Source organism: Cupriavidus alkaliphilus, assembly GCF_014191175.1.
GTDB lineage: Bacteria > Pseudomonadota > Gammaproteobacteria > Burkholderiales > Burkholderiaceae > Cupriavidus > Cupriavidus alkaliphilus.
Map to the genome: position 1 here is coordinate 70081 of NZ_JACHWE010000011.1, position 20143 is coordinate 90223.

The 20143-nt window shown below is 67.8% G+C and carries 17 protein-coding genes and 1 tRNA gene; 4 read left to right on the forward strand and 14 right to left on the reverse strand.

Annotated elements, in window-relative coordinates:
- Positions 1 to 3 precede the first annotated feature (3 nt).
- The 4 genes from bcaP to aptA all read right to left on the reverse strand — a co-directional run bounded on the left by bcaP (position 4) and on the right by aptA (position 4914).
- Entirely contained in the window at positions 4 to 1401 is a 1398-nt protein-coding gene (gene bcaP, locus FHX60_RS25995; RefSeq protein WP_116327977.1) for a branched-chain amino acid transporter BcaP, read from the reverse strand.
- A 175-nt stretch (positions 1402 to 1576) separates the two neighbouring features.
- Positions 1577 to 1927 carry a glyoxalase superfamily protein gene (locus tag FHX60_RS26000; protein WP_116294120.1) on the reverse strand — a complete coding sequence of 117 codons (351 nt, stop codon included), beginning with the start codon at positions 1925 to 1927 and terminating at the stop codon, positions 1577 to 1579.
- A gap of 16 nt (positions 1928 to 1943) precedes the next feature.
- Positions 1944 to 3461, reverse strand: coding sequence for a CoA-acylating methylmalonate-semialdehyde dehydrogenase (locus FHX60_RS26005; RefSeq protein ID WP_183285060.1), 1518 nt, complete (start codon positions 3459 to 3461; stop codon positions 1944 to 1946).
- 121 nt (positions 3462 to 3582) lie between these two features.
- Positions 3583 to 4914 (reverse strand): omega-aminotransferase AptA, encoded by a 1332-nt coding sequence (aptA, locus tag FHX60_RS26010; protein ID WP_112777295.1) that lies wholly within the window; start codon positions 4912 to 4914, stop codon positions 3583 to 3585.
- Between the two features lie 322 nt (positions 4915 to 5236).
- On the opposite strand from aptA, the gene FHX60_RS26015 reads away from it, so the two are divergent.
- A complete protein-coding gene (locus FHX60_RS26015; protein WP_092317676.1) occupies positions 5237 to 6697 on the forward strand; it encodes an aminotransferase-like domain-containing protein in 1461 nt (486 codons plus the stop codon).
- 411 nt (positions 6698 to 7108) lie between these two features.
- A complete protein-coding gene (dmeF, locus tag FHX60_RS26020) occupies positions 7109 to 8074 on the forward strand; it encodes a CDF family Co(II)/Ni(II) efflux transporter DmeF (RefSeq protein ID WP_183285061.1) in 966 nt (321 codons plus the stop codon).
- 60 nt (positions 8075 to 8134) lie between these two features.
- On the opposite strand, the gene FHX60_RS26025 is transcribed toward dmeF, so the two are convergent.
- From FHX60_RS26025 to FHX60_RS26040, 4 genes are all read right to left on the reverse strand, one after another.
- Complete coding sequence (locus FHX60_RS26025; protein WP_112777297.1) at positions 8135 to 8578, reverse strand: GNAT family N-acetyltransferase; 444 nt, start codon at positions 8576 to 8578, stop codon at positions 8135 to 8137.
- Between the two features lie 316 nt (positions 8579 to 8894).
- A tRNA-Cys gene (locus FHX60_RS26030) sits at positions 8895 to 8969 on the reverse strand.
- 96 nt (positions 8970 to 9065) lie between these two features.
- Positions 9066 to 9545 (reverse strand): bacterioferritin, encoded by a 480-nt coding sequence (gene bfr / locus FHX60_RS26035; protein ID WP_112777298.1) that lies wholly within the window; start codon positions 9543 to 9545, stop codon positions 9066 to 9068.
- Between the two features lie 306 nt (positions 9546 to 9851).
- Positions 9852 to 10844 (reverse strand): Bug family tripartite tricarboxylate transporter substrate binding protein, encoded by a 993-nt coding sequence (locus tag FHX60_RS26040; RefSeq protein WP_112777299.1) that lies wholly within the window; start codon positions 10842 to 10844, stop codon positions 9852 to 9854.
- A gap of 104 nt (positions 10845 to 10948) precedes the next feature.
- Here FHX60_RS26040 and FHX60_RS26045 point away from each other — a divergent pair, with 104 nt between their 5' ends.
- Complete coding sequence (locus FHX60_RS26045; RefSeq protein ID WP_183285062.1) at positions 10949 to 11881, forward strand: LysR family transcriptional regulator; 933 nt, start codon at positions 10949 to 10951, stop codon at positions 11879 to 11881.
- A 177-nt stretch (positions 11882 to 12058) separates the two neighbouring features.
- Here FHX60_RS26045 and FHX60_RS26050 read toward each other — a convergent pair whose 3' ends face one another.
- The 4 genes from FHX60_RS26050 to glmU all read right to left on the reverse strand — a co-directional run bounded on the left by FHX60_RS26050 (position 12059) and on the right by glmU (position 17492).
- Positions 12059 to 13084, reverse strand: coding sequence for a MerR family transcriptional regulator (locus FHX60_RS26050; protein WP_183285063.1), 1026 nt, complete (start codon positions 13082 to 13084; stop codon positions 12059 to 12061).
- Between the two features lie 37 nt (positions 13085 to 13121).
- Entirely contained in the window at positions 13122 to 13988 is an 867-nt protein-coding gene (locus FHX60_RS26055) for a class I SAM-dependent methyltransferase (protein ID WP_183285064.1), read from the reverse strand.
- Positions 13989 to 14198: 210 nt separating this feature from the next.
- The gene (gene glmS, locus FHX60_RS26060; protein WP_112777303.1) at positions 14199 to 16037 is read right to left on the reverse strand and encodes a glutamine--fructose-6-phosphate transaminase (isomerizing); all 1839 of its coding nucleotides are present in this window, start codon (positions 16035 to 16037) and stop codon (positions 14199 to 14201) included.
- A 90-nt stretch (positions 16038 to 16127) separates the two neighbouring features.
- Positions 16128 to 17492 carry a bifunctional UDP-N-acetylglucosamine diphosphorylase/glucosamine-1-phosphate N-acetyltransferase GlmU gene (gene glmU / locus FHX60_RS26065; protein ID WP_183285065.1) on the reverse strand — a complete coding sequence of 455 codons (1365 nt, stop codon included), beginning with the start codon at positions 17490 to 17492 and terminating at the stop codon, positions 16128 to 16130.
- A 302-nt stretch (positions 17493 to 17794) separates the two neighbouring features.
- Here glmU and FHX60_RS26070 point away from each other — a divergent pair, with 302 nt between their 5' ends.
- The gene (locus FHX60_RS26070) at positions 17795 to 18622 is read left to right on the forward strand and encodes a DUF6279 family lipoprotein (protein WP_181487105.1); all 828 of its coding nucleotides are present in this window, start codon (positions 17795 to 17797) and stop codon (positions 18620 to 18622) included.
- 66 nt (positions 18623 to 18688) lie between these two features.
- On the opposite strand, the gene ttcA is transcribed toward FHX60_RS26070, so the two are convergent.
- Together ttcA and FHX60_RS26080 are read right to left on the reverse strand one after the other, a co-directional pair.
- On the reverse strand, positions 18689 to 19615 hold the full coding sequence (gene ttcA / locus FHX60_RS26075; RefSeq protein WP_112777306.1) for a tRNA 2-thiocytidine(32) synthetase TtcA: 927 nt from the start codon (positions 19613 to 19615) through the stop codon (positions 18689 to 18691).
- 109 nt (positions 19616 to 19724) lie between these two features.
- On the reverse strand, positions 19725 to 20126 hold the full coding sequence (locus FHX60_RS26080) for a dihydroneopterin aldolase (protein WP_082818824.1): 402 nt from the start codon (positions 20124 to 20126) through the stop codon (positions 19725 to 19727).
- Between the last annotated feature and the right edge of the window lie 17 nt (positions 20127 to 20143).

Here is a 20143-nt window from a genome sequence, read left to right on the forward strand (position 1 = left end):
CGCTCAGCCGCCGTGGTTATGCAGCACGGCGTTGCGCCGCGCATAGGCGAAGTAGATCACCAGCCCCAGTGCCAGCCACACCAGGAAGGCGGCCCAGGTCAGCGCCTGCAGGTGTGCCATCAGAAACAGGCAGAAGCCGATCGACAGCAGCGGCACCACCGGCACGCCCGGGCAGCGGAACGCGCGCGGCAGTTCCGGCCGGGTCTTGCGCAGCACCAGCACCGCGACCGAGATCAGCGTAAAGGCGGCCAGCGTGCCGATATTGATCAGCTCCGCCAGCACGTTCAGCGGCACGAAGGCGGCAATCGCGGCAAACACGACGCCTACGGTCCAGGTGGCGAAATACGGCGTCGCATGCACCGGATGCACCGACGACAGCCGCTCGGGCAGCAGCCCGTCGCGCGACATCGCGAAGATCACGCGGGTCTGGCCGTAGGTCATCACCAGGATCACGGTGGTCATGCCCAGGATCGCGCCCAGGTCGACAAAGCCCGCCACCCAGTTCTGCCCGGCGAACTGCAGCGCCAGCGAGACCGGGTGGTCCACGCCGGCAAACTTCGCGAACGGCACGATGCCGGTCATGATCGCCGCCACCACCACGTACAGCACGGTGCAGACCGCGAGCGAGCCGATGATGCCGATGGGCAGGTCGCGGCGCGGGTTGCGCACTTCTTCCGCGGCCGAGGTCACGGCATCGAAGCCGATAAAGGCGAAGAACACCAGCGCCGCCGCATTGAAGATGCCGGAAAAGCCGAACGGTGCGAACGGCTGCCAGTTGGCCGGCTGCACATGCCATACGCCCACTGCGATAAACAGCAGCACCACGCCGATCTTCACCGCCACCATCAGGTTGTTGACGCGCGCGGACTCGCGCACGCCGTACGACACCACCCAGGTGATGGCCAGCATGATCAGGCACGCCGGCAGGTTCAGCACCGTCTGCACACCCGGCACCGAGCCGGGCGCGGCGCTCAGCGCCGCCGGCAGCTTCATGCCGAAGCCCGCCATCAGCGACTGGAAATAGCCCGACCAGCCCACCGACACCGCCGAGGTGGCCAGTCCGTATTCCAGCAACAGGTCCCAGCCGATCATCCACGCCACGATCTCGCCCAGCGTGGCGTAGCTGTAGGTGTAGATCGAGCCCGACACCGGGATCGCCGAGGCGAACTCCGCGTAGCACAGCGCGGCAAAGCCGCACGCCAGCGCCGCGATCACGAACGACACCGTCAGCGCCGGCCCGGCGGTCAGCGCGCCGGTGCCGGTCAGCACGAAGATGCCGGTGCCGATGATGGCGCCGATGCCCATCAGCACCAGGTCGACCGGACCCAGCACCTTTTTCAGGCCGTCATCGCGCGCGACGGCCAGCATCGCATCGATGTCCTTGGTGCGGAACAAGCTCATTCAAACTCCCTGCAACGGTGGCCGGGCCTGCGGCGGTAACGCGCGGGCCCGGGAAAAAAGGGCGCTAGTGTACGCCGCTGGCCGGGCGCATACATCACTTGCGCCCGGACAACGCGTTGCAGGAATGATAGGAAAAGCCGGCCAGGCCGGCACTGACGGCAGGCAAGGCCCGCGCTCAGGCGTGCGCGAGGATATTGACCAGCTGCCCGAACGGATCGCGCACAAAGAAGCGCCGCACGCCCCACGGCTCGTCGGCCGGGCCGTATTCCACGGCAAAGCCGGCGGCCACCATGCGGCGGTGGGCCTCGTCGACATCGTCGACCTCGATCGACAGTGCGGGCACGGGCGTGCCGTTGCCGCCTTCCACGGCAAAGCTGACCTGGGTCCGCGCCGCGGCATCGCTGCCGTAGGTGCGGATCCAGCCGTGGTCCATCAGCAGCTCCAGACCCAGCACGTCCTGGTAAAAGGCGCGAGCCTGGCCGGGATCGGCGGTGCCGATGTTGGCGACGATGCGGTTGACCTTCATGCCCGCGCCCCGCTTGTCACTTCGCCACCGGCATGGTGAACTCCGCGCCCTTGGCGATCGAGTCCGGCCAGCGCTGCATCACGCTCTTGTAGCGCGTGTAGAAGCGCACGCCCTCTTCGCCATAGGCATGGTGGTCGCCGAACAGCGAGCGCTTCCAGCCGCCGAACGAATGCCACGCCATCGGCACCGGGATCGGCACGTTGATGCCGACCATGCCCACCTGGATCTGCCGCGCGAACGCGCGCGCGATGCCGCCATCGCTGGTGTAGCACGACACGCCGTTGCCGTACTCGTGCGCGTTGATCAGCGCCACCGCCTCGGCAAAGTCGTGCACCCGCACCACCGACAGCACCGGGCCGAAGATCTCTTCCTTGTAGATCGTCATCTCCGGCGTCACATGGTCGAACAGCGTGCCGCCGACGTAGAAGCCGTTCTCGTGGCCGTCGACCTGGTGGCCGCGGCCATCGGTCACCAGCGTCGCGCCCTCGGCCACGCCCCTGGCGATATAGCCCTCGACCTTGGCCTTGTGCGCGCCGGTCACCAGCGGGCCCATCTCGGCATCGGCCTCCATGCCGTTGCGGATCTTGAGCGCCCGCGCGCGTTCGGCCAGCCGCGGCACCAGCTGGTCGGCCACCTCGCCGACCGCCACCGCCACCGAGATCGCCATGCAGCGCTCGCCGGCCGAGCCATAGGCGGCGCCGATCAGCGCGTCGACGGCCTGGTCCAGGTCCGCGTCGGGCATCACCACCAGGTGGTTCTTGGCGCCGCCCAGCGCCTGCACGCGCTTGCCGTGCCGGGTGCCTTCGGTATAGATGTACTCGGCGATCGGGGTCGAGCCGACGAACGACAGCGCCTGCACGTCGGGGTGCGCGAGCAGCGCGTCGACCGCTTCCTTGTCGCCCTGCACCACGTTGAACACGCCGTCGGGCAGGCCGGCCTGGCGCAGCAGATCGGCAATCAGCAGGCTCGGCGACGGATCGCGCTCGGACGGCTTGAGCACGAAGGTATTGCCGCACGCCAGCGCCACCGGGAACATCCACATCGGCACCATCACCGGGAAATTGAACGGGGTGATGCCGGCCACCACGCCCAGCGGCTGGCGCAGGTTCCAGTTGTCGATGCCGCCGCCGATGTTGTCGGTGAAATCGGTCTTGAGCAGGTTGGGGATGCCGCAGGCGAACTCCACCACCTCGATGCCGCGCGTGACCTCGCCCTTCGCATCCGAGAACACCTTGCCGTGCTCGCGCGTGATCAGCGCGGCGAGATCGTCGTGGTGCTGGTCCAGCAGTTCCTTGAACTTGAACAGGATGCGCGCGCGGCGCAGCGGCGGGGTGTCGGCCCACGCCGGGAAGGCGGCCTTGGCGGCGGCGACGGCATCGGCCACGTCCTGCGCGGTGCCCAGCGCCACGCGCGCGGCGACTTCGCCGGTGGCGGGATTGAACACATCCGCCTGGCGCTGGCCGCCGGCGCGGCGCACGGTGCCGCCGATGAAATGATGGACTTCGGCCAGTTGCCGGTTTTCTGCGATGCTCACTTGGGGTTTCCTTCGATGACCGCGGCGCGCAACACGGCGCGTCCCGGTGTGCAATCAGGGAAGCCGGGCCCGCGGGCCCGGCGGCAATGGGATGCGGCGCGGGCCGCTTGCTCGATGTCCCTTACTTGATGTCCTGCAGCGCCTTCTTCACCGTATCGAACAGCTCGCCGATCTGCGCTTCCGAGATGATCAGCGGCGGCGAGAACGCCAGGATGTCGCCGGTGTAGCGCACCAGCACGCCCAGCTCCAGGCACTTGAGGAAGGCCTCGTAGGCGCGCGCGCCCGGCTGGCCCGGACGCGATTCCAGCTCGATGCCGGCCACCAGCCCGTAATTGCGGATGTCCTTCACGTGCGGCGCGCCGCGCACGCCGTGCGCCGCGGCTTCAAATACCGGCGCCAGTTCGGCGGCGCGGCCGAACAGGTTCTCGCGCTGGTACAGGTCGAGCGTGGCGATCGTCGCCGCCGCGGCAACCGGATGGCCCGAGTAGGTATAGCCGTGCAGCAGCTCGATCGTGCCCGGCGCGGCCGAATTGACCACGGCGTCATGCACTTCGCGGCGCACGGCGACGGCGCCCATCGGCACCGCGGCGTTGTTGATCGCCTTGGCCATGGTGATCAGGTCCGGCGTCACCTTGAAACGCTCGGCCGCGGTGGCCGCGCCAAGGCGGCCGAAGGCGGTGATGACCTCGTCGAAGATCAGCAGGATGCCGTGGCGGCTGGTGATCTCGCGCAGCTTTTCCAGGTAGCCGACCGGCGGCACCAGCACGCCGGCGGAGCCGGCCAGCGGCTCGACGATCACCGCGGCGACGTTGGCCGGGTCATGCAGCGCCAGGATGCGCTCGAGCTCGTCGGCCAGATGCGCGCCCCATTGCGGCTGGCCCTTGGAGAAAGCGGCCTCGGCGAGGTTGAACGTGGCCGGCAGGTGGTCGGTGCCCGGCATCAGGTTGGCCGAGAAGGCCTTGCGGTTCGGCCCGATGCCGCCCACCGCCATGCCGCCGAAGCCGACGCCGTGGTAGCCGCGCTCGCGGCCGATAAAGCGCGTGCGCTGGCCTTCGCCGCGCGCGCGGTGGTAGGCCAGCGCGATCTTCAGCGCGGTGTCGACCGACTCCGAGCCCGAGTTGGTGAAGAAGATGCGATCCAGCCCCTGCGGCATGATCGCCGCCACCTTGGTGGCGGCCTCGAACGACAACGGATGGCCCATCTGGAATGGCGGCGCATAGTCCAGCGTGGCCGCCTGGCGTGCCACCGCCTCGGCGATTTCCTTGCGGCAGTGGCCGGCCGCCACGCACCACAGGCCGGCGCAACCGTCCAGGATCTGGCGGCCGTCGTGGGTGGTGTAGTACATGCCGCTGGCCGACGCCAGCAGGCGCGGCGCCGCCTTGTACTGGCGGTTGGCGGTGAAGGGCATCCACAGCGCATCGAGATCGGGAATCACGGTCTTGGCGGCGTCCATACGTTCTCCTGGGGGAATCGGGTCGGTGGGCGGCGCCGCGCTGGGGGCAGCGGCGGCGATGAAGGCCACTCTACCGGCGGCGGCTGGCCGACAAAATATACAGTCTGGACAACCGCGCCTTACCGTACAGTTTGATCACACCAAACCGTACAGGCAAGTGGCCCTTCGGTGCCGCTCCGGGGCGCTCGGCCGCACCCCGCTCCCTGCCGCCGTATGGCATGCCACGCTGCACTGCGGCAATTTTCGTGGGATGGAACGCCATCGGCCGCGAGCATGCCGCCAGCCGCTAAACTGTACAGGTCCACGCCCGTCCGAGTGCCCGATGCTGACCCTGAACCTGACCCGCAGCCGCCGCGACGGCGACACCCTGACCGAGCAGATCGTCGCCGGCATCGCCGCGCTGGTGGAGCAGCGCGCGCTGCGGGCCGGGGCGGCGCTGCCGTCGGTGCGGCGCTTCGCCCAGCACCACCATGTCAGCACCTTCACCGTGGCCGAGGCCTACGGGCGGCTGACCGCGCTCGGCTATCTGGCCGCGCGGCCCGGCTCGGGCTACACCGTGGCGCACCGCCACGCCCCGGCCGGCAATGCGCGCGCGCCGCAATGGGAGGCGCCGGGACTGAACGCGGCCTGGCTGCTGCAGGACGTCTTTGCCGACCATTCGGTGCCGATCAAGGCCGGCGCCGGCTGGCTGCCGGGCGACTGGCTCAACGAGGAAGGCCTGCACCAGGCCATGCGCGCCTCGGCCCGCGTGCCGGCGGCGCAGCTGTCGGGCTACGGCCATCCGTACGGTTTTGCGCCGCTGCGCGAGCACATTGCCGCGGGCCTGGGCCAGTACGGCATCCCGCTGCAGGCGCAGCAGGTGGTGCTGACCCAGGGCGCGACGCAGGCGCTCGACCTGGTGGTGCGCACGCTGCTGCGCGCCGGCGATACCGTGCTGGTGGAATCGCCCTGCTACTGCAACCTGCTGCAGATCCTGCGGCTGGCCGGGCTGCGCGTGGTCGGCGTGCCGCGCACGGCGGCGGGGCTGGACACCGACGCGCTCGAGGATGCGCTGCGTGCCCACGCCCCGCGCGCGCTGTTCATCAACACGGTGCTGCAGAACCCGACCGGCGCCAGCCTGACCAGCATGAACGCCTTCCGCGTGCTGCAGCTGGCCGAGCAGCACCGGCTGCTGGTGGTCGAGGACGATATCTACCGCGAGCTGGCCCCGGCCGGCTCGCCGATGCTGGCGGCCATGGACGGGCTGTCGCAGGTGGTCTATGTCAACGGCTTTTCCAAGACCATCACGCCGTCGCTGCGGGTCGGCTACCTCGCCGCCAGCCCGGACCTGGCCAAGGCCTTCGCGCGCACCAAGATGGCGGTCGGCCTGACCTCATCGGAGGTGACGGAGCGGCTGGTCTATTCGGTGCTGACCAGCGGCCACTACGGCCGCCATGTGGCGGCATTGTCCGAGCGGCTGCGCGCACAGCAGGACCGCGTCACGGAAAAGATGGAAGCGCACGGGCTCGAGGTGCTGCTGCGCCCCGAAGGCGGGATGTTCGCATGGGCGCGCCTGAACGAGGCGGTGCAGGCGCGCTGGCTGGCCAGCCGGCGCGGCGGCCCGCTGCTCGGCAACCGGCTTGCCACGATGGCGCTGGAGCATGGCATCTGGCTGGCGCCCGGATCGTATTTCGAGCCGGACGAAACCGACTCGCCCTGGATCCGCTTCAACGTGGCCACCGGCGATGCGCCGCAGTTGTGGCAGTTCTTTGACAGCCTGGCGCAGGCGCGGCAGGCGGCTTGAGGCAGAGGGAGGCGGCCTGGCCGGCGCTCAGCTCCAGAGACGCTCGACCAGCCAGCCCGCGGTGGCGCAAACGCCTACCCAGGCGGCAAGACAGGTGGCAATAAAGCGATAGCTCATCTCGGTACGGTCAACAAAGATATGACGGGGACGTGAATTTTTCGCTGGATCATACATCCATTCACGAATGTATGTAAGCGAAAGAAAAGATTCCTTACGACTCCCGCGGGTATCTTGTTGCGTATAAGGCACACCCTCGCAATACCTGCGCGTCCGTTCCTGACCAACCCCAACCCCGTCCCTGATGGCGTCGAGGGATGCCGCGGCACGCGCACGGTCTCTGCTACCCTTGGGCCTGCCCGGCTCCGTGCCCGACGATTCCCCAGGACTTCAAGCGCAACGCACGTATTTCCCATGCATACCCAAGACCTGTCCGCCTGGACCCACAGCCACGCCTTCGACGCCGGCAACCGCGCCGCCGAGCGCGGCACGCGCCTGGTCATGGTGATCACCGCCATCACCATGGTGGCCGAGATCGCCGCCGGGCTCTGGTTCAACTCGATGGCACTGCTGGCCGACGGCTGGCACATGAGCTCGCACGCGCTGGCGATCGGCCTGTCCGCCTTCGCCTATGCCGCCGCGCGGCGCTACGCCGGCGACTGGCGCTTTGCCTTCGGCACCTGGAAGATCGAAGTGCTGGCGGGCTTTGCCAGCGCGGTGTTCCTGCTGGGCATTGCCGCGCTGATGGCGGCGGGATCGGTCGAGCGGCTGTTTACGCCGCAGGCCATCCACTATCGGGAGGCGATGGGCGTGACCGCGCTGGGCCTGCTGGTCAACCTCGGCTGCGCGCTGATCCTGGGCGGCCATGCGCATGGCCACGACCACGGCCACGGCCATGGTCACCATCACGGCCACGACCACGGCCATCACCACCATGACCTCAACCTGCGCGCCGCCTATGTGCACGTGCTGGCCGATGCCGCCACCTCAGTGCTGGCGATCGTCGCGCTCGCCGGCGGCTGGTGGCTGGGCTGGAACTGGCTGGACCCGGTGATGGGACTGGTGGGCGCGGTGCTGGTCGGCCGCTGGGCCATCGGCCTGCTGCGCCAGAGCGGTACGGTGCTGCTGGACCGCGAGATGGACCATCCGGTGGTCGACGAGGTGCGCGAGGTGCTGGCCGGGCTGGATCACGGCGACGAAAGCACCCGCGTGTCCGACCTGCATGTGTGGCGCGTGGGCCGGCAGCACTTTGCCTGCATCGTCTGCCTGGTCACGCATGATGCCGCACTGACGCCGCAGCGCGTGCGCGAGGCGCTGTCGGTGCACGAGGAACTGGTGCACGTGACGGTGGAGATCAGCCGCTGCGACGGCGATCACTGAGACGACCACTGAGACGACCACCGAGGCGAGCGCAGCGGCCCGCCATCGGCTTGCGCGCGATCAGCTCAGCTCGCACCACATGCATAGCGGCGGCGTGTCCGCGGCGCGGTGGAATTCGCTCGATGCCATGACCTCGGGCGGCAGCTTCGCCGCCGGCACCAGCGTAAAGCCGTAGCGCGCGAAGTAGCTGGGACAGCTGGAGGCGAGCAGCACCGCGCGTTGCGCGCCGTTGGCGCGGGCACGCATCAGCGCGGCACGCACCACATGGGTGGCTACGCCCTGGTCGCGGTGTTCGGGCAGCACGGCCACGGAACGGATCACCACGGTGTCGCCGCAGCGCTCGCCGGCGGCGCAGCCGATGATCTGCGCGCCCAGGATGGCAACGTGGAAATGCTCGAGCAGGCGCGGCACGCCGTCCACCGGCAGCCCGCACCGTTCCAGCACCTCTCCCACGGCGGGAGCGTCCGTCGGCACGGCCACGCGGATGCGCAGGTCTTTCATCATCTGGAGCCTCTGTTTGTCACACTGCCTCGCGAAAGGAAACGCCATGGAAGCCCGTACATGGCGGTGCCGCCAACTGGCGGCACGGGTTGCATGCAGGCCGGCGGGCCTGTCGGGCAACATTACCTGATTCGCTGCCGTTGATCCATTGGGGATAAACGGGTGTCCGGAACCGATGTGGCATACCGGTCAGGGCGCGCGCGGCACAGCACGCCGCAGTCATGGCGCACGTCGATGACAGGCGCGTAACAAAAGGAAAGCGGAGAGCTCGCGCGCGAATGCGCAGGCGCGCCGGGCGCAATGCGCCCGGGCAGGAAGATGGAGGCGGGGATCCGGAATCGAACCGTCGTACACGGCTTTGCAGGCCGTTGCATAACCACTCTGCCACCCCGCCGCTGACATCGCGCCGGAACGGCGCGACGTGCTGCGGGCCGCAGTGTAGCGGGAAATGGAAATCTTTGCAGGAGACCGCGCGGCGCGGCGCGGCGGCTCAGCCCTCGATCTCGCCCATGGCGGACTGGATGTAGTTCTGCAAGCCGACCTTGCGCACCAGCTCCAGCTGCGTCTCGAGCCAGTCGATATGTTCCTCGGTGTCCTCGAGGATATCGACCACCAGCTGGCGCGAGACATAATCGCCGACCGACTCGAAATACTTGATCGCGTCCTTGCAGCTGGCCTGCGACACCTGCTCCAGCTTCAGGTCGCAGCCAAGCATCTCTTCGGTGTTCTCGCCGACCAGCAGCTTGTCGAGGTCCTGCAGGTTGGGCAAGCCGTCGAGCAGCAGGATGCGCTCGATCAGCTTGTCGGCGTGCTTCATTTCCTCGATCGATTCCTCGTACTCATGCTTGCCCAGCGCACGCAGCCCCCAGTGCCGGTACATGCGGGCATGCAGGAAGTACTGGTTGATGGCGGTCAGCTCATGCCGCAGCTGTGCGTTCAGCAACTGGATTACCTTCTTGTCGGTCTTCATGGCCTTCCCCCAATGTCCCCGGCAACGGGAACACACGATGTCGCGATGGCACGGCCACAGCAACGCCACGGCGAATCAGCCGCCGTGACTTCATGGTAGTCCCGCACAAGCGGACATCAAGCAATCCGGGCCCGCGCAGCGGCGTTCTTGCCGCACGGATTCTTTATTTTCCCGCCTGCTTGCGGATGCGAATGCCAATGGTTTTTATTCGGTTTTCATAAGCGCCCTGCACGACATCGTGACAAAAAAAGCGGGCGCCGCGGTGTTTGCCGCGGCGCCCGCCATGGGCGTTGCCATCGTTGAAGTTCAGTCCAGCTTCGCGCCCGAATCCGCCACCAGCGTCTTCAGCACCGGCCAGTCGCGCGCATAGAGCGCCTGCGCCTCGGCCGGCGAGCTGCCGACGGTGCGCAGCCCCAGCGTGACCATGCGCTCCTGCATCTCGGGAGTCTGCAGGATGGCGCGCACCTCGCTCTCGAGCCGGGCCAGGATCGGTGCCGGCACGCCTACCGGCGCCACCAGGCCGATCCAGCCGACGGTCTTGAAGGCGCTGTCCTGCATGCCGGCCTCGGCGAAGGTGGGCATGTCGGGTAGCGCGCTGCTGCGCTGCGTGCCGGTCACCGCCAGCGCCTTGAGCTTGCCGCTCTGGATGTAGGGCTTGGCGGTGAGGATGCTGGCGAAGCCAAACTGCACCTGCCCGCCGAGCAGGTCCTGCAGCATCGGCGCCTCGCCCTTGTAGGGCACATGCGTGGCCTGGCCCTGCACCAGCTTGCTGTAGTAAGCGCCGCTCAGGTGCGACAGCGAGCCCACGCCCCACGAGGCATAGCTCAGCTTGCCCGGCTGGCTGCGCGCGTATTCGCCCAGCTCGCGCACGGTGCGCGCCGGCACCGAAGGGTGGGTCACCAGCACCAGTTGCGCATCGGCCAGTACGCTGATCATGCTCAGGTCCTTGCGCGGATCGTAGGGCAGCTTCTGGAACAGGAACTGGTTGGTCAGCACTGACTGCGTCAGCGTCATCAGCAGCGTGTAGCCATCGGGCGCGGCCTTGGCCACGGCGTCGGTGCCGATGATGCCGGAAGCGCCGGCCTTGTTGTCGACGACCACCGGCTGGCCCAGCCGCTTGCTCAGCTTTTCGCCCATGGCGCGAGCGATGGTGTCGGTGCCGCCGCCGGCCACATAGGGCACGACGATGCGGATCGGCTTGGCGGGATAGGCCTGGGCCGCGGCCGGCAGGGCCATGCCGAGCGAAAGCCCGGCGACCAGGCCGCCAGTGGCCAGCGTCAGCCATGCGCGTCGGTTCATGTTGTCTCCAGATCGGTTTTGATTTTGGAGGACAACCTTAGTGGGCTTGAGAACTTACGTCCAATGCAATATTTTTCAGTTTTTGATGCGTTAATGGTTAATTCATGGGCTTGAGGCAGCTGCATCACTTCGTCACCCTGGTCGAGCAAGGCAGCTTCGCGCGCGCCGCTGCCGCGCTGCACCTGTCGCAGCCGGCGCTGACGCGCAGCATCCAGGCGCTCGAATCCGATCTGGGCACGCTGATCGACCGTAGCTACGGCAAGGTGCGGCCCACCGCCGCGGGCATGCTGGCGCTGGCGCGCGCGCGCCGCATGCTGCGCGAGCAGCGCGAGCTGCGGCGCGACCTGCAACTGCTCGAGGACGTGGAAGTCGGCTCAATCCGCGCCGGCTTCGGGCCGTTTGCGGCCTCGTTCCTGCTGGATCCGGTGCTGGAGGCGCTGGTGCGCCGCTATCCGCGGCTGCGCATCGACCTCGAGACCGCCGACACGCCCGCGATGCGGCGCTCGCTCGAAGCCGAGCAGCTCGATGTCTTTGTCGGCGAAAGCCGCAGCCTGGCGGAACTGGCACACCTGCAGATCGACCGGCTGCCGGCACTGGAAACGGCATTCTTCGTGCGCAGCGGCCATCCGCTGACCCGGCAGCGCAAGGTCACTTTGGCCGACCTGCGCGCCTATCCGGTGGCCGGTACCCGGTTGCCGCCGCATATCGTGCGCTATTTCCGCCAGGCCTTGCACGAGGCCAGCGGCGGCAGCGGCGGCCCGCTGCCGGAAGATGAACCCGGGCTGATGAGCGTCGCCTGCAACGACATGCATGCGCTGCGCGCGCTGCTGCTGGCGGTCGATGCCGTGGCGCTGGTGCCGGTGGCGATGATGGCCGAGGCGTGCGCGCAGCGCCTGGCCGTGGCCCTGCCGATGCACCCGCCCACCGCGTTGAAGGCGCAGTACGGCATCGTCACGCTGGCCGGGCGCACCCCGTCGCCGGCCATGCGCGTGTTCGCGGCGCTGGTGCATGAAGCGGTGGCGCAGACCGGCGCCTAGATCGGGCCGGTGCGGGCCGGTGCGGTCCCGGAGAGGCTGGCGCCATAGACCCGGCGTGATGCGGTTCAGCCCGCAGCCACCGCCGGCAGCCGCGCGGCCGGGCGCCGGCGTGAGCTTTGCCTGGTATGGTGGCCCGTTACAGGCGGGGTCCGGCGAAGACGGCCCTTCAGATGCCGATCATTCCCCTTGCACCAGGGCTGCCGCGACAGCCTGCTTCAAGTACGCAAGCAAACGCGGATGGAGCCAGGTACCGACACGCAGTTCCGCTTCGTTGTCTTCCGCCTGCCGCATTGCCGCCATGGCGGCATCGCTCCCCGCCAGTTCCCTTCGCATCGACAGCCAGGCTTGCGCCAGGCCTTGTACCGCACTGTGCCCGGGCGCATTGCCAGCGGCGAGATGCGACTCGAGTTCGCCGAGCAGCGCCGGCCAGCGTCGCATGACCTGCGCATAGCGGCGACGCAGGTGCCGATAGTCACGGGGTGCCAGGTACTTCCGGTAGATCGACAGCCGGAATTCGGCAAACGCCTGCAGGATGTACTCGCCCAGCGCCGGCGTGACGCCGGTGTGGGGCAATGCAGGGCCTTGTTCCGCAAACAGGTGGTCCAGGCGCACGAACATCGCAGCGCGCGAGCGCGTGTCCTTTTCCACCTGCGCGAACCAGTGGCGCGCCGCGGTGCGAGCCCTGGCGCCATGCGCGGGCTGGTTCTGCTCGAACAGCGCGCGCATGGCATCGATACGAAGCTGCCAGCTTGCGGCCAGCTTGCCGCCGCTGCCCAGCAAAGGCAGCGCCCGCGCTTCGTCGCCCAGGTATCTCCGATAGACCGACATGGCTTCGAGCGTGCGCAGGCATGCGGCTTCGGACGGCTCGCCGTCCAGAGCCAGCGCCTCCTGGATCCGCAACAGCTCGCCGCGCAGCTGCATCTGCCGGCTGATCTCCGCGTCCACCCGGGTCAGTTGCGCGGCAAGGAGGGAAGCCGTGGTCAATGTTCCCGCATCCAGAACCTGTCGGATTTCCGCGAGCGGGATATCGAGTTGCCTGAGCGACAGGATCTGCTGCAGGCGATGGAGGTCGTTCTGGCCGTAAAGCCGGTATCCCGATTCCGAGCGAACCGAAGGCTTGAGCAAGCCAAGCCGGTCGTAGTGGTGCAAGGTGCGTACGGTGAGCCCCGCACGCTTGGCGAGTTCGCCAACTTTTAGCCGCACAACGGTCTGTCCTGAAGAAATCAATCGATGCGGGGCATCATCCTACCGTAGCGCGGTACAGGCGCAACCCGCCGCCCACGGTCTGCAAGCCGTCCCGCCGGCGCGCAAAGTAGCGGGCATTGAGTGCGTCGGCGGACAGGCATTCCACTTCGCCAAACCCGCGCTCGCTCAGCGTCGTCCGCAGCGTGTCGGGATCGAAATCGCTCAGCCATGGTTCTCCGGAAGCGGCGAACGACTGCGCTGCGATCTCGTCCATCCACCGTTCGACCGGCGACAGCGAAGCGCGCGGCACGCGCGCATCGAACACGATTTCACTGCCCGGCGCATGCGCCGCGACCGCTTCGATGACGCGCATGGCCGCGGCTGCGTCCAGATAAGGCAACACCCCCAGGCAGCTGAAGAAAGTCGCTGCATCGGGGCGGATGCCGTGGCATGCCAGCAACTCGGGCAGGCGGGTGGCGGCCAGGTCGGCCGCGACGTACGCGACATGGGACGGCAGCGCAATGCCGCTTTCGCGGAGGCGGTCCAGCTTCCAGCGCTGGGCTTCGCCGCGGTCGATTTCCACGCATTGCGTGTCAGTCGGAATCCGCAGCGACAAGGTGTCCAGCCCCGCGCCAAGGATCACCACCTGGCGCACCCCCGCGCTCAGGCCAGCCCTCAGGCGATCCTCCGCAAAGCGGCTGCGGGCGACAACCGCGGCACGCAGCGTGCGCAGCATGGGCGCGTTGCAGGGAAAGGGGTCGGCAATGGTCTGGCGGGCCAAGCTACTGCCAAGCACATCGAAGACGAACGGGTCTTCCAGCAAGATTGGCGTATCGAGCAGCTGGTGTGCCGCACGGGCCAGGGCCATGGTCAGCGCGGACCGGCTGGGCGGCGTGCCGCCGGGGGCGGGATGGTCGAGCATGTTGGCTTCCGGTTGTGGAGAAAGCACTGATGCTCGACCCTGCCGCTACGTCAGGGTCAAACGATTTTTGCCAGCGGCGCGGACGGGCCCCTGAGGGAGCCGACAGGCAAAAGAAAAGCGCCTGAATGGCGCTTTCCCTGTTGTTCCGGCATGGCAATGTCCGGCGCGGAACAGCGTCCGCAGCCAGTCCCTTGCCCAGCGTCGGGTGCCTTACTCCACCGTCACCGACTTCGCCAGGTTGCGCGGCTTGTCCACGTCAGTGCCGCGCGCGCAAGCGGTGTGGTACGCCAGCAGCTGCAGCGGCACCACATGCAGGATCGGGGAGAGGTCGCCATAGTGCTCCGGCATGCGGATCACCTGGATGCCGTCGGACGACTGGATCTGCGTATCGCTGTCGGCAAACACGTACAGGCGGCCGCCGCGCGCGCGCACTTCCTGGATGTTGGACTTGAGCTTTTCCAGCAGCGCGTCGTTGGGCGCGACGGTGACCACCGGCATGGCTTCGGTGACCAGCGCCAGCGGGCCGTGCTTGAGCTCGCCGGCCGGGTAGGCTTCGGCGTGGATATACGAGATTTCCTTGAGCTTGAGCGCACCCTCCAGCGCGATCGGGTAATGCAGGCCGCGGCCGAGGAACAGCGCGTTCTCGCGGCGGGCGAAGTCTTCGGACCACGCGATGATCTGCGGCTCCAGCGCCAGCACGCCGTGCAGCGCGGCCGGCAGGTGGCGCAGGTTGGTCAGCGCACTGGCCTCGGCCTCCTCGGTCAGCAGGCCGCGGGTCTTGGCCAGCGACAGCGTCAGCATGTAGAGCGCGGCCAGCTGCGTGGTAAAGGCCTTGGTCGAGGCCACGCCGATCTCGGTGCCGGCGCGGGTCAGGAAGCGCAGCTCGGTCTCGCGCACCATCGCGCTGGTGGCGACGTTGCAGACCGCCAGCGTATGGACGTGGCCGAGCGCGCGCGCATGGCGCAGCGCGGCCATGGTGTCGGCGGTTTCGCCCGATTGCGAGATCACCACCACCAGCGCGCGCGGGTTGGGCACGGTGTCGCGGTAGCGGTATTCGCTGGCGACCTCGACCTGGGTCGGGATCTTGGCGATGCTCTCGAGCCAGTACTTCGCGGTGCAGCCGGAATAGTAGCTGGTGCCGCAGGCCAGGATCAGCACGCTGTCGATGCCGGCGAAGACCTCGGCGGCCTTGTCGCCGAACAGGTCCGGCGACAGGCCTTCGACGCCCTCGAGGGTGTCGCCCAGCGCGCGCGGCTGCTCGAAGATTTCCTTCTGCATGAAGTGGCGGTACGGGCCCAGGTCCACCGAGGCGGCGTGGGCTTCGACCAGGCGCGCTTCGCGCTCGACCGGGTGGTCGCTGGCGTCGTGGATGGTCACGCCGTCCAGCGTGATCTCGACCACGTCGCCCTCTTCCAGGTAGATGATGCGGTTGGCGGTGCCGGCCACCGCCAGCGCGTCGGACGCCAGGAAGGATTCGTTCTCGCCCAGCGCCACCACCAGCGGCGAGCCGGCGCGCGCGCCGACCACGCGGCCGGGCTGGTCCTTGGCGAAGACCGCGATGGCGTAGGCGCCGTGCAGGCGCTTGGTGACCGCGCGCACCGAGGCGAACAGGTCGCCGCGGGTGGCGCTGCTGGGATAGCTGTAGGCCTGGTGGATCAGGTGGGCGACCACCTCGGTATCGGTCTGCGACTCGAAGCCGTAGCCGACCGCGCGCAGCTCTTCGCGCAGCGGCTCGTAGTTCTCGATGATGCCGTTGTGCACCAGCGCGATGGTTTCGCCCGACAGGTGCGGGTGGGCGTTGACGGTGTCGGGCTTGCCGTGCGTGGCCCAACGCGTATGCGCCACGCCGGTGAAGCCGGACAGGCCGGACGCCTGCGTCTGCGCGTCGAGGTCGGCGACGCGCGACACGGTGCGCGCGCGCTCGACCGCATCGTCGCGCACGACGGCGACGCCGCACGAGTCATAGCCGCGATACTCCAGGCGGCGCAGCCCTTCGATCAGGACCGGAACGATGTTGCGCGTGGAAACCGCGCCGACGATGCCACACATGCTGAACCCCCGTTTGCTGGCGCCTGCCCTCTGGCCACTGGCGCCGGTATGAATCCTGTGGCGCCGCCTGGTGCAGGCGGCCCCTGGTGCTTACTGCTTCGGCTGCTTGACCGGACGCTGCCAGGCGTCGATGGTCAGCTGCTTGGCCCGCGACAGCGTCAGCTTGTCGGCCGGGGCCTCCTTGGTGAGGGTGGTGCCGGCGCCCAGCGTGGCGCCGCGGCGCACCGTCACCGGCGCCACCAGCTGCGTGTCGGAGCCGATGAAGACATCGTCCTCGATCACGGTGCGGTGCTTGTTCACCCCGTCATAGTTGCAGGTGATGGTACCCGCGCCAATATTGACGCGCGACCCCACCGTGGCGTCGCCCACATAGGCCAGGTGGTTGGCCTTGCTGTGTGCGGCCACCTGTGCATTCTTGACCTCGACGAAGTTGCCGATATGCACGTCCTCGCCCAGCTCTGTGCCGGGGCGCAGGCGCGCGTACGGCCCGATGCGGCCCGCGGGCCCGACTTTGGCCTCGTCGATATGGCAGAACGGGTGCAGCTGCGCGCCGGCGCCGACGGTGCTGTTGCGGACCACGCAATGCGCGCCGATGCGCACGCCGTCCTCGAGGTGCACGCGGCCCTCGAACACGCAGCCGACGTCGATGGTGACATCGCGCCCGCAGGTCAGCTCGCCGCGCACATCGATGCGGGCCGGGTCCAGCAGCGTCACGCCGGCTTCGAGCAGGCGCCGGGCCAGGTTGCCCTGGTGGATGCGCTCGACCTCGGCCAGTTGCAGCTTGCTGTTGACGCCCAGCGTCTCCCAGACCGCGGCAGGCTGTGCCGAAACGGTTTCGACGCTGTCGGCGACGGCGCGCTCGACGGTGTCGGTCAGGTAGTACTCGCCCTGGGCATTGTCGTTGCGCAGCGTCGACAGCCACTTGCGCAGGTGGCCGGTCGGGCACACGATGATGCCGGTGTTGATTTCGCGGATGGCCTTCTCGGCTTCGGTCGCGTCCTTTTGCTCGACAATGCGGACGATGCTGCCCGCCGCGTCGCGCACGATGCGGCCGTAGCCGGTCGGGTCGGGCATTTCCACGGTGAGCACGCCAAAGCGCTGCGCGCCGGCCTCGGCCACCAGTGCCTGCAGCGTCGCCGCGCTGGTGAGCGGCACGTCACCGTAGAGAACCAACGTAGGCTGGTTGTCGTCCAACAAGGGAAGTGCCTGCATCACCGCATGGCCGGTGCCCAGTTGCTGGGACTGCTCGGCGAAGGCGACATCGTCAGCGGCCACCGCCTCGCGCACGCGCGCGGCGCCGTGGCCAACCACGACCACCAGCCGCGACGGCGACAGCGCACGGGCCGTATCCAGGACATGCGCGAGCATGGGCCGCCCGGCTACCGGGTGCAGCACCTTGGGCAAATCGGAATACATCCGCTTGCCCATGCCCGCGGCGAGAATGACGATATTCACAAGGAGACCCCTAAGTGAGTGTGTCCGAAAATATTCTGGGAAACGCCGGCCGGATATTGGGCCCGGTGTTTGGCAAGGGGCGCCGCCGGGGCTGGCAAAAGCTTGCCGCCAGGCCTGCGCATCTTCCCGCAAACCCTTGCCAGGACTCGGCTGGCGGGCAGCGAGCGAGCCCCGTTCCAATGCGCGGCGATTTTAACATGGCGCTTTCTCCCCAACCGGCCGAGGTTTCCGAATTTCACAATTGCTGGGCCCGGCGCATTTTGGTGATTCTGGGCGCCGCGGCCCTGTGCGCGTGCAGCGCCATGAAGCTCGGTTACCAGCAGGGCGACCGCCTGGCGTACTGGTGGATCGACAATTATGTCGACGTCACCGCGGCCCAGGAGCCGCTGACGCGCGAGGCGATCGCGCGCTTCTTTGCCTGGCACCGCAAGGCGCAGCTACCGGAAATCGCCAACCTGCTGCAGGAGGCCAAGGCCGACGTGCGCCAGCCGGTCACGCCGGCGATGGTTGCGCACTTCCAGGACGCCTCGCAGGAACTGGCGCGCCGCTCCTTCGAGCAGGCCATGCCCGACATGGCCGACCTGCTGCTGACGCTGACGCCCGACCAGATCGCGCGCATGGAAAAGAAGTTTGCCGAGGGCAACGCCAAGTACCGCAAGAAATTCCTCAACGCGGACCCCGCCGAGCGCGAGGAAGCGCGCTTCGACAAGGTGATGGAATACGCCCGCCTGGTCTACGGCGGCTTCTCTCCCGAGCAGGAGAAGGCGATCCGCGTCAAGGTCGGTCCGGTGGTGCAGAATGCCGAGGCACGCTATGCCGAGCGCGTCGCGCGCCAGCAGGAATGGATCAAGATGGTGCGCTTCGTGCAGGCCACTCAGCCGCCCAAGGCGCAGGTGATCGACCTGCTGCGCCGCTTCCGCGAATACTGGCAGAACCCGCCGGCCCGGCACGCCGCCAGCCACGAAGCCGGCAACAACGCCGGCATCGCGCTCACGGTGGCGATTGCCAACCTGACCACGCCGCAACAGAAGGCACACGCGCAGGAACGCTTCCAGAAGTGGATCGACGACACGCATGCGCTGATGCGCGAGAAGGCAAGTCCGCCGGTGCAGTCGGCGGCGGCGAACTGAAACCGCGCCGCCTGAAGCAAAAACGCCCGCGCAAGCGGGCGTTCTGCCATCCGGCGGCCGCAGGACTTATTGCGTGCCGGCCGGCTGCGCCGCGGGCGTGCGCTCGAAGCGCACGAACTCCATGCGGTTTTCGTCCAGGCTGCCGGCAAACGTCAGCGGCTGCTGCTGGAACGTGGTTTCACCGAACAGCGAGGCCTCGTCGACCTTGGCCAGGCCGGTCGCCAGGCCGGTGAACGGGAACAGCTCGGTATCGGCCAGGTGCGACGGCACCACGTTGCGCAGCGCCGCGAAGATATTGTCGATGCGGCCCGGATTCTGCCGCTCCCACTCCTGCAGCATCTCGCTGACCTTCTTGCGCTGCAGGTTTTCCTGCGAGCCGCACAGGTTGCACGGGATGATGGGGAATTCCATCGCGCGCGCGTACGACGCGATGTCCTTCTCCGAGCAATACGCCAGCGGGCGGATCACGATGTGCGCGCCGTCGTCGGTGGCCAGCTTGGGCGGCATCGCCTTCATCTTGCCGCCGAAGAACATGTTCAGGAAGAAGGTGTTGACGATGTCGTCGCGGTGGTGGCCCAGCGCGATCTTGTTGGCGCCCAGCTCCTTGGCGGTGCGGTAGATCACCCCGCGGCGCAGGCGCGAGCACAGCGAGCAGGTGGTCTTGCCCTCAGGCACCTTCTCCTTGACGATCGAGTAGGTGTCAGCCTCGACGATCACATATTCGACGCCGACCGACTTCAGGTACTCGGGCAGGATGTGTTCCGGGAAGCCGGGCTGCTTCTGGTCCAGGTTCATCGCAATCAGCTTGAACCGGATCGGCGCGCGCTTCTGCAGCGCCATCAGGACCGACAGCATGGTGTACGAGTCCTTGCCGCCACTCATGCAGACCAGCACGGTGTCGCCGTCCTCGATCATGCCGAAGTCGCCGATGGCCTTGCCGGTTTGCGATTGCAGCCTCGTCTCGAGGCGATAGAAGTTGTTTGAGTGGCTCATGGAGCATCCTGTTGCGTGGCGCCCGCCGGATGGAATGGCCGGCGCGGCGCGAAGGGGCAACATTTTACTTTAGGCGCCCGCGCGCTGCAGCGGGCGCCTAAAGGACCGCTCAGGCCTGCTTGATATGGAAGACCTCGACCCCGACCGAATCGCAATCCGGGTACACATCGGGCTTCTCGGTCGACACGCGCACCGCGCGCACCTTGGGATGCTTCAGCATGGCGCGCGCGACGTCGTCGCACAGCGTCTCCTGCAGGTGCACGTGGCCCTGCGCCATGCGCGCCGCGACGGTGTTGCGCATGAAGTCGTAGTCGACCACTTCGTCGAGCTTGTCGGCCTGCGGCGTGCATTCCTCCAGCGGCACGAACAGGTCGATATTGATCAGCACGCGCTGCTCGCCCTTCTTCTCGAATTCGTGCACGCCGATATTGATCTGTACTTCGTAGTTGCGCAGGAACATGCGTCGGCAGTCCTGCAGGCTGGGGTGGGAAAGGGCGGCGAGCATGGTCATGGGCGGAAAACGAAAGG

Excerpts from the sequence above, each read along its gene's own strand:
- bcaP (WP_116327977.1), bottom strand. The coding sequence starts at position 1,401 with ATGAGCTTGTTCCGCACCAAGGACATCGATGCGATGCTGGCCGTCGCG.
- FHX60_RS26000 (WP_116294120.1), bottom strand. The coding sequence starts at position 1,927 with ATGAAGGTCAACCGCATCGTCGCCAACATCGGCACCGCCGATCCCGGC.
- aptA (WP_112777295.1), bottom strand. The coding sequence starts at position 4,914 with ATGGACGCCGCCAAGACCGTGATTCCCGATCTCGATGCGCTGTGGATG.
- FHX60_RS26015 (WP_092317676.1), top strand. The coding sequence starts at position 5,237 with ATGCTGACCCTGAACCTGACCCGCAGCCGCCGCGACGGCGACACCCTG.
- dmeF (WP_183285061.1), top strand. The coding sequence starts at position 7,109 with ATGCATACCCAAGACCTGTCCGCCTGGACCCACAGCCACGCCTTCGAC.
- FHX60_RS26025 (WP_112777297.1), bottom strand. The coding sequence starts at position 8,578 with ATGATGAAAGACCTGCGCATCCGCGTGGCCGTGCCGACGGACGCTCCC.
- bfr (WP_112777298.1), bottom strand. The coding sequence starts at position 9,545 with ATGAAGACCGACAAGAAGGTAATCCAGTTGCTGAACGCACAGCTGCGG.
- FHX60_RS26040 (WP_112777299.1), bottom strand. The coding sequence starts at position 10,844 with ATGAACCGACGCGCATGGCTGACGCTGGCCACTGGCGGCCTGGTCGCC.
- FHX60_RS26045 (WP_183285062.1), top strand. The coding sequence starts at position 10,949 with ATGGGCTTGAGGCAGCTGCATCACTTCGTCACCCTGGTCGAGCAAGGC.
- FHX60_RS26055 (WP_183285064.1), bottom strand. The coding sequence starts at position 13,988 with ATGCTCGACCATCCCGCCCCCGGCGGCACGCCGCCCAGCCGGTCCGCG.
- glmS (WP_112777303.1), bottom strand. The coding sequence starts at position 16,037 with ATGTGTGGCATCGTCGGCGCGGTTTCCACGCGCAACATCGTTCCGGTC.
- FHX60_RS26070 (WP_181487105.1), top strand. The coding sequence starts at position 17,795 with ATGAAGCTCGGTTACCAGCAGGGCGACCGCCTGGCGTACTGGTGGATC.
- ttcA (WP_112777306.1), bottom strand. The coding sequence starts at position 19,615 with ATGAGCCACTCAAACAACTTCTATCGCCTCGAGACGAGGCTGCAATCG.
- FHX60_RS26080 (WP_082818824.1), bottom strand. The coding sequence starts at position 20,126 with ATGACCATGCTCGCCGCCCTTTCCCACCCCAGCCTGCAGGACTGCCGA.